This is a genomic window from Corynebacterium sp. (genome assembly GCF_022712195.1).
Taxonomy (GTDB): domain Bacteria; phylum Actinomycetota; class Actinomycetes; order Mycobacteriales; family Mycobacteriaceae; genus Corynebacterium.
The window spans coordinates 53273-60939 of sequence record NZ_JALAGY010000058.1; the positions used below are offsets into that span (position 1 = coordinate 53273).

10 protein-coding genes are annotated in these 7667 nt (G+C 65.5%); 7 read left to right on the forward strand and 3 right to left on the reverse strand.

What is annotated here, in order from left to right:
* Nucleotides 1-27: 27 nt before the first annotated feature.
* The 4 genes from Q0A34_RS07310 to Q0A34_RS07325 are packed head-to-tail and all read left to right on the forward strand — an operon-like array spanning nt 28 to nt 3320.
* Nucleotides 28-756: an amino acid ABC transporter ATP-binding protein gene (locus Q0A34_RS07310; RefSeq protein ID WP_291479352.1), complete on the forward strand. Its 729-nt coding sequence runs from the start codon at nt 28-30 to the stop codon at nt 754-756.
* 12 nt (nt 757-768) lie between these two features.
* The gene (locus Q0A34_RS07315) at nt 769-1662 is read left to right on the forward strand and encodes a transporter substrate-binding domain-containing protein (protein WP_291479340.1); all 894 of its coding nucleotides are present in this window, start codon (nt 769-771) and stop codon (nt 1660-1662) included.
* Between the two features lie 30 nt (nt 1663-1692).
* A complete protein-coding gene (locus Q0A34_RS07320) occupies nt 1693-2382 on the forward strand; it encodes an amino acid ABC transporter permease (protein WP_291479341.1) in 690 nt (229 codons plus the stop codon).
* The gene (locus Q0A34_RS07325) at nt 2382-3320 is read left to right on the forward strand and encodes an amino acid ABC transporter permease (protein ID WP_291479342.1); all 939 of its coding nucleotides are present in this window, start codon (nt 2382-2384) and stop codon (nt 3318-3320) included. Before Q0A34_RS07320 ends, Q0A34_RS07325 begins: the two co-directional genes overlap by 1 nt.
* 15 nt (nt 3321-3335) lie before the next feature.
* Here the strand turns inward: Q0A34_RS07325 and Q0A34_RS07330 are convergent, their stop codons facing one another.
* From Q0A34_RS07330 to Q0A34_RS07340, 3 genes are all read right to left on the reverse strand, one after another.
* The gene (locus Q0A34_RS07330) at nt 3336-3968 is read right to left on the reverse strand and encodes a regulatory protein RecX (RefSeq protein WP_291479343.1); all 633 of its coding nucleotides are present in this window, start codon (nt 3966-3968) and stop codon (nt 3336-3338) included.
* A gap of 32 nt (nt 3969-4000) precedes the next feature.
* On the reverse strand, nt 4001-5155 hold the full coding sequence (gene recA / locus Q0A34_RS07335) for a recombinase RecA (RefSeq protein ID WP_291479344.1): 1155 nt from the start codon (nt 5153-5155) through the stop codon (nt 4001-4003).
* Nucleotides 5156-5407: 252 nt separating this feature from the next.
* A complete protein-coding gene (locus Q0A34_RS07340) occupies nt 5408-5614 on the reverse strand; it encodes a DUF3046 domain-containing protein (protein WP_291479345.1) in 207 nt (68 codons plus the stop codon).
* Nucleotides 5615-5689: 75 nt separating this feature from the next.
* Between Q0A34_RS07340 and Q0A34_RS07345 the strand changes: the two genes are divergently transcribed.
* From Q0A34_RS07345 to Q0A34_RS07355, 3 genes are read left to right on the forward strand one after another with little or no spacing between them, the layout of a single operon-like run.
* Entirely contained in the window at nt 5690-6340 is a 651-nt protein-coding gene (locus tag Q0A34_RS07345; RefSeq protein ID WP_291479346.1) for a biotin transporter BioY, read from the forward strand.
* Nucleotides 6337-7029, forward strand: a complete 693-nt coding sequence (locus Q0A34_RS07350) for an ABC transporter ATP-binding protein (RefSeq protein WP_291479347.1) — start codon at nt 6337-6339, stop codon at nt 7027-7029. Before Q0A34_RS07345 ends, Q0A34_RS07350 begins: the two co-directional genes overlap by 4 nt.
* On the forward strand, nt 7026-7655 hold the full coding sequence (locus Q0A34_RS07355; protein ID WP_291479348.1) for an energy-coupling factor transporter transmembrane protein EcfT: 630 nt from the start codon (nt 7026-7028) through the stop codon (nt 7653-7655). Before Q0A34_RS07350 ends, Q0A34_RS07355 begins: the two co-directional genes overlap by 4 nt.
* Nucleotides 7656-7667: the final 12 nt, after the last annotated feature.

The following is a 7667-nucleotide window of genomic DNA, read 5'->3' on the forward strand; positions in this document are numbered from 1 at the left end:
ATGACTGTTCAAGAGAATGCATCAAGCATGATCACCCTTACCGGGGTGAACAAGTACTTCGGTGACTTCCAGGCGTTGAAGGACATCAACCTGGACATCCCCTCCGGCCAGGTGGTCGTGGTCCTCGGACCGTCCGGCTCCGGCAAGTCCACGCTGTGCCGGACGATCAACCGACTCGAGACGATCGACACCGGCGAGATCCACATCGACGGGGAACTCCTGCCGGAAGAGGGCAAGGACCTCGCACGGCTCCGGTCGGAGGTCGGCATGGTGTTCCAGTCGTTCAACCTCTTCAGCCACATGACCATCCGGGACAACATCACACTGGCCCCGATGAAGGTGCGCAAGACCCCCCGGGCGGAGGCGGACAAGACAGCCGACCGGCTGCTCGACCGGGTCGGCATCGCCGTGCAGGCCGACAAGTACCCTGCACAGTTGTCCGGCGGCCAGCAGCAGCGCGTCGCCATCGCCCGAGCCCTGGCCATGGAGCCGAAGGTGATGCTCTTCGACGAGCCGACCTCCGCCCTGGACCCCGAGATGATCAACGAGGTGCTCGACGTGATGGCCGACCTCGCCGCGGGCGGCATGACCATGGTGGTCGTCACCCACGAGATGGGCTTCGCGCGCCGTGCCGCCGACCGCATCCTGTTCATGGCGGACGGTGCCATCGTCGAGGACACCGATCCGGAGACCTTCTTCACCAGCCCCTCGTCTGATCGAGCCAAGGACTTCCTGGCGAAGATCGTCGGGCACTAGGAGGAGGATCCCATGAAGCACCGCACACGGCTGCTGCGCCGGATCGCAGCCACCGTCGTCGTCGCCGCCGGGGCCTTCAGCATGGCCTCCTGCGGCAGCTCCGAACCCCGTTCCCTGTTGTCCGACATCGAGAACGGCAGTGTCGTCCTGGGCACCAAGTTCGACCAGCCCGGTCTGGGCGAGCGCACACCCGAGAAGGACTTCGCCGGCATGGACGTCGACGTCTCCCGCTACGTGGTCACCTACATCGCCGACAAGAACGGGTGGGACGTCCCCGAGATCGAGTGGCGCGAGACCCCGTCGTCCCAGCGCGAGACCCTGATCAACAACGGCGAGGTCAACATGATCGCCGCAACCTACTCCGTCAACGCCGGACGCCTCGCGGCCGTCGACTTCGCCGGCCCCTACACGGTCACCCACCAGGGGCTGCTCATCGAGGCCGCCACGGGCATCACGGGCCTGGAGGACGTCAAGGACGGCATGCGCCTGTGCTCCGTCTCCGGTTCCACCCCCGCCCAGAAAGTCAAGGAGGCCCTCCCCGGAGTCCAGCTGCAGGAGTTCGACACCTACGCCGCCTGCGCCGAAGGCGTGAAACAGGGCGTGGTGGACGCGTTGACCACTGACGCGACGATCCTCGCGGGGTTCGCACAGCGGTACAAGGAACGCTACAACGACGACTTCCGCGTCATCCAGCTGCAGAACCCGGACGGCTCCTTCTGGACAGACGAGCACTACGGCATCGGCCTTCCCAAGGGGGACGGCACTGACCGTGAGGCGGTCAACGAGGCGCTGGAGGAGATGTACGACTCCGGCGCCTTCGACGAGATCGTCAAGGACAACCTCGGGGCGGACTTCGAGGTCGGGCCGAAACCCGACATCGGTGACCTCTCATTCGCGGACAACTGAATCCACCACTGAAAGGAAGGAGGTACCGACATGAATCCCGATCTCTGGTCCGAAATGGGCCCGCAGCTGCTGGGGGTGTTCTGGGTCACGATCAAGCTGACGTTCTGGTCAGCCCTCGGGGCGATGATCCTGGGCACGATCCTCACGGCAATGCGCGTGTGCCCCGTCGGCATCCTGCGCACAGTCGCCACGGTGTACATCAACACCGTGCGTAACACGCCTCTGACGCTCATCGCCCTGTTGATGTCGCTGGGGCTCTACTACCAGCTCAACCTCTTGCTCGCCTCCAACAACAGCGAGAGTTTCATCGAACAGCAGAACTTCCGCCTGGCGGTTCTGGCGTTCATCCTCTACACCTCGACCTTCGTGGCGGAGTCCCTCCGTTCGGGAATCAACACCGTCCCGTTCGGACAGGCCGAGGCTGCCCGCTCCCTGGGGCTCACGTTCACCCAGAACTTCCGGTACGTGGTCTTCCCCCAGGCCTTCCGCGGGGCGATCGTGCCTCTGGGCAACACCCTGATCGCACTGATCAAGAACACCACTATCGCCTCCGTCATCGGCGTGGGCGAAGCATCCCTGCTGATGAAGACCATGACGGAGAACTATGCCAGTGACCTGCTCGTCATCTTCGCGATCATCGCGACCGGCTTCATCATCCTCACCCTGCCGACCGGAATGCTCTTCGGCTGGGCCGGCAAGCATTGGGCGGTGAAGCGCTGATGTCCACCCGCGCAACAGTTCTCTACGACACCCCCGGCCCCAAGGCCGTCCGTTTCAACCGTATTCTCACGGTGGCCACCGTTGTCCTGCTGCTCCTGATCCTCGCTTCCGCACTGTGGAAACTGGGGGACGGGGGCCAGCTGGACAAGGACAAGTGGGAGATCTTCTTCTACTCCACCACGTGGACGACTTACATCATCCCCGGTCTCATCAACACCGTCGTCGCGGCGGTCTTCTCGATCGTCCTCGCGCTCATCATCGGAGCGGTTCTCGGTATCGGACGGCTGTCCACGGTCCGTGCCGTCCGTTGGATCTGCGGAGTCATCGTCGAATTCTTCCGCGCCATTCCTGTCCTGGTGCTGATGCTGTTCGCGTACTCGCTGTTCGGCCTCTACGCGATCTTCCCCTCCTCGATGATCGGCTTCGCCGCGGTCGTCTTCGCCTTGACGATGTACAACGGTTCCGTGATCGCCGAGGTGCTGCGCTCCGGAATCGAGTCTCTGCCGAAGGGGCAGTCGGAGGCGGCATCGGCACTGGGCCTTTCCTGGGGCCAGACGATGCGGAAGATCCTCCTTCCGCAGGCTGTCGCCGCCATGTTGCCGGCGATCGTGTCCCAGATGGTCATCGCGCTGAAGGATTCCGCTCTGGGTTACATGATCGGTTTCGTCGAGGTCGTCCGCTCGGGACGTCAGCTCGGGGAGTTCTACGGAGCGATGCTCCCCGCTCTGCTCGTCACTGCGGCGATCATGATCCTGATCAACTTCGCCCTGTCGAAGCTGGCCGAGCGTATCGAACACCAGCTGCGTGCGGGCCGGGCCCGTAAGAACATCGCGGCCAAGGTGCCCCACCAGAAGGACCAGGGTATCGACACGAAGGACGTCGTGAACGTCGACTGGCACGCGCCCGGTCACAAGGACCTCAGGCCGACGACGGACTAGCCGGTAGACCCGCCCTCAGCCCCGGGAGCCCCGGAGCTCCTCGATCCTGAGGTCGAGGGCTTCCCTGGCGAGGGCGAGACACCGCCCTTCCGGGAAGCCTCTCCTCGCCGCCACACCGACGACCCGTTTCAGGGCCTTGTCGTACTCTCGCCGGTCAGCGGGCACCTGAGACACGGTGCCCGCCTTCTTCGTGACGAGTTCCCTGAGGATCCTCGCCTGGTCATCGTCGTCGACCTGTTCGAGCGCCGACTCGATCACCGTTCCCGGCACGCCTTTCTCGACGAGTTCGCGGCGCAGCACCGACACCGACTTGCGTTGATTGAGTTGGCGTTGCCGCACCCACTCGTGGGCGAAGCGTTCGTCGTCGAGCATTCCGTTTCCGATGCAACGCTCGATCACCAGCTCCACGAGTTCCGGCTCCACGGCCTCGCCGTCCGGACCGGTCGTCTCGGAGAGCCGTCGGCGCAGCTCCTCGACCGAACGGTCCCGGTGACCGATGAGCCGGGTCGCCTTGCTCTTCACGGGAGCCAGACGTTCCTCGAGCTCCTCGTCGACGATCCCCCCGTCGCTCTCACCCCTCTGGACGGCCGCGATGGCCTCCCGGAGCTGCTCGACCGTGGAAGCACCACCACCGTCAGACTGAGACATCCGAGACATCCGAGACATCCGCGATACCTGTCCTAGTCGTCGTCCTCGTCATCGAAGGTGGGGACCACACTGATCGGGACATTCTCGGGATCCTCGATTCCGGGGACGTCCATCTCTCCCTCACCCTCGGCCGCAGCCGTGTCCCCTGCCCCGCCGGCGGCGTACGGGCCCACCTGCAGGGTCCGCATGATGCTGTCCTCGATCTCCGCGGACAGGTCCGGGTTACCCTTGAGGAACTCACGGGCCTTCTCCTTACCCTGACCCAGCTGGTCGCCCTTGTAGGTGTACCAGGAACCGGACTTCTTCACGATGCCGTTGTCCACGCCGAGGTCGATGATCGACCCCTCGCGCGAGACGCCCTCACCGTAGAGGATGTCGAACTCGGCGATCTTGAACGGCGGGGAGACCTTGTTCTTCACGATCTTCATCTTCGTACGGTTGCCGACCGCGTCCTGCCCGTCCTTCAGCGTCTGGATTCGACGGACGTCACAGCGCACAGAGGCGTAGAACTTCAGCGCCTTACCGCCGGTGGTCGTCTCCGGGGAGCCGAACATGACACCGATCTTCTCGCGGAGCTGGTTGATGAAGATCGCGGTGGTACCGGTCTGGTGCAGGGCACCGGTCATCTTCCGCAGCGCCTGGCTCATCAGACGGGCCTGGAGACCGACGTGGCTGTCCCCCATGTCACCGTCGATCTCCGCCTTCGGCGTCAGGGCCGCAACGGAGTCGACCACGATGATGTCGATGGCGCCGGACCGCACCAGCATGTCGGCGATCTCCAGCGCCTGTTCACCGGTGTCGGGCTGCGACACCAGGAGGTTGTCGGTGTCGACCCCCAGCTTCTTGGCGTAGTCCGGATCCAAGGCATGCTCGGCGTCCACGAACGCTGCGATGCCGCCGGCCTTCTGCGCCTCGGCGATGGCGTGCAGTGCCACGGTGGTCTTACCGGAGGACTCCGGACCATAGATCTCCACCACGCGGCCGCGCGGGAAGCCACCGAGACCCAGTGCCACGTTGATCGCGATGTTGCCCGACGAGATGACCTGGATCGGCGGGCGGGTGTCGTCCCCCAGGCGCATCACTGCGCCCTTGCCGAAATCCTTCTCGATCTGCGACATCGCCAGATCAAGCGCCTTCTGACGGTCAGCACCGGCGTTACCGGACGTGCTCTTCTTCTTGGTGGCCATGTGCCCTCATTTCCGTTCTCGTTCTCGACTCTGCCTGTCGGCAGCGCCCGCGGACCTCTCCGAACAGAGAGACTCTCCCGGGCTCCCGAAGGTTCCCCCGGGGAGCCTGTCGGCATCGCAGACCATGTCTACCGTGCCGGGTGGACACACCAGACAATACACGAACCTGTGTTCGATAACAGACGACACGCTGCGGAATGCTCCCGGCCGTGTCTCAGAGCCCGCCTGACGTGCCCGGACAACTCAGACAAGTCAGATGTCCTCACCGAGCCGACGCTCCGGCGGGACGTCGAAGTCGTCGCACAGCGCCAGCCACACTCCCCTGAGGTCGTGCCCCTGTTCGATGAGCTCCCCCGGTGTGGCCCCGAGCCCGGCGAGGACGTGACTTCCGGCGATCCAGCTGCCGAAAGAGTCCCCGAACTCCCCGTGGACAAGTCGGTCGAACTCCGTGCGTCGCATGGACACCACGCTAACAGACGCGCCACGGCGGACCAGTCTTGAACGGCGTACAAGGGTCCGTCTAGAGTTCTTCACATGATGAACTCACCGACCCGGACACGGGACGTCCCCACCCGCCGGATCACCGCCGCCGACATCGCCCTCATGGCCGCCTTCGCCGCCCTGATCATCGTTCTCGGCGCAGTGACGGTACCCGTCGGCACACTCGGGGTCCCCGTCGTCCTGCAGAACATGGGGGTGGCCCTGACCGCGATGGTCCTCGGCTGGAAACGGGGCGGTCTCGCGGTGGCACTGTTCATCGCCGTCGGGTTCGTCGGGGTACCGAACATGGCGGGCTGGAAACCCGCCCTCGCCGCCGTGGCCGGGCCGACGGTCGGCTACGTCGCCGGATACGTCGTCTCCGCCGTCGTGATCGGCGCCATCGCCCAGTACGCCCCACGTCGCCACGTTGCCCGGACCGGCGTCTTCGTCCTCGCCGGGCTCGTCGGTATCTGCGTGCAGTACCTGTGCGGCAGCATCGGCCTCGTCTTCCGTACCGGCATGGACTTCACCGGCGCCCTCGTGTCGAACACCCCGTTCATTCCGGGCGACGTCATCAAGGTGCTCGTCGCCGCACTCATCGCCTCGGCCGTGCTGCGTGCCGTCCCCGACCTGGTGCCCGCCAGGCGGTCCACACGTTCCGCCGGTGACATAGGAGCCTCCGGGACCGCAGGGGCCGCCCGGTGACCGTCAGCTACCGCGACGCCTCCGTCACAGTCGACGGCAGGACGATCCTGCAGCCGGTCACCCTCGACCTGCCCGAACAACGGGTCAGCGTCATCGGCGCCAACGGATCCGGCAAGTCGACACTGATAAGGATGATCAACGGACTGACCCCGGCGACCTCCGGGACGGTCACTGTCGGCGGAGTGCCGGTCGGACGTAGGGGACGCAAGGTCCGGGGATCGGTCGGATTCCTCTTCTCCGACCCGGACAACCAGATCATCATGCCCACCGTCGCCGAGGATGTCGCATTCTCACTGCGCGGAACCGGGCTCAGCCGCGCCGAGATCAGGGACCGGGTCTCCGACGCCCTCACCGCGGTCGGACTGCAGGGCAGGGAGGAGCAGTCGCCGCACCACCTCTCCGGTGGAGAGAAGCAGATGCTGGCACTCGCCTCGATCACGGCCCTCTCCCCCGAGGTCATCGTCGCCGATGAGCCGTCCTGCCTGCTCGACCTGGTCAACCGCAACAAGCTCAGAAAGACTCTCGACGGCCTCACCCAGCAGGTCATCACCGTCACCCACGACCTGGAACTGGCCGCAGACGCACAACGTACCCTCTGCGTCGACCGGGGCCGTGTCATCGACGACGGTTCCCCCGACGAGGTCATCGCCGCCTACGTACGGAGGATGAGCGAGGGCGGCGCGCCATGATCAGCCCCTCACGCGTGCCACTCGGGATCTACCATCCCGGCGACTCCCTGCTGCACCGCACTGCTCCCGGGGTCAAGATCGCGGTGCTCAGCGTCTTTCTCGTGGTCTCCGCCGTCACAGTGACCACATGGGTCGGCGGAGCGGTGTCCGTGGCCCTCGTCGGCCTCGCCGCCCTGGTGGGACGCATCCCCGCGCGCCTGATGCTGCGGCAGCTCTCGGGCGCGCTCCCACTGCTGGTCTTCCTGGGGCTGATGCTCTGGTGGAGGACAGACGCGCAGCAGGCGGTCACCATGGTGCTGGTGCTGTTCGCCGCCGTCGCGGCCGCGATCACCCAGACCCTCACGACCCGGGTGTCGGAACTGATGGACACCTTCGACCGCCTGCTGGCGCCCACTGCGCGTCTCGGTGTTCCGGTGGACCAGGTCAGCCTTGCCCTCACGCTGACCATCCGGCTTATCCCGCTGCAGGTCCAGGCCGTCAACGAGGTACTCGACGCACGCCGAGCACGTGGCAGCCGGTCGGTCGGACTGTCACTGACCGCCTTCGGGGTACCGGTGCTGGTCCGGACGATCCTGCGCGCCCGGGCGGTCGCAGACGCACTCCGCGCCCGCGGCGCGGCGGACTGAGCCCCGGTATAC

Coding starts and splice junctions, on each gene's coding strand:
- Q0A34_RS07310 (WP_291479352.1), top strand. CDS start 28: ATGATCACCCTTACCGGGGTGAACAAGTACTTCGGTGACTTCCAGGCG.
- Q0A34_RS07315 (WP_291479340.1), top strand. CDS start 769: ATGAAGCACCGCACACGGCTGCTGCGCCGGATCGCAGCCACCGTCGTC.
- Q0A34_RS07320 (WP_291479341.1), top strand. CDS start 1,693: ATGAATCCCGATCTCTGGTCCGAAATGGGCCCGCAGCTGCTGGGGGTG.
- Q0A34_RS07325 (WP_291479342.1), top strand. CDS start 2,382: ATGTCCACCCGCGCAACAGTTCTCTACGACACCCCCGGCCCCAAGGCC.
- Q0A34_RS07330 (WP_291479343.1), bottom strand. CDS start 3,968: ATGTCTCAGTCTGACGGTGGTGGTGCTTCCACGGTCGAGCAGCTCCGG.
- recA (WP_291479344.1), bottom strand. CDS start 5,155: ATGGCCACCAAGAAGAAGAGCACGTCCGGTAACGCCGGTGCTGACCGT.
- Q0A34_RS07340 (WP_291479345.1), bottom strand. CDS start 5,614: ATGCGACGCACGGAGTTCGACCGACTTGTCCACGGGGAGTTCGGGGAC.
- Q0A34_RS07345 (WP_291479346.1), top strand. CDS start 5,690: ATGATGAACTCACCGACCCGGACACGGGACGTCCCCACCCGCCGGATC.
- Q0A34_RS07355 (WP_291479348.1), top strand. CDS start 7,026: ATGATCAGCCCCTCACGCGTGCCACTCGGGATCTACCATCCCGGCGAC.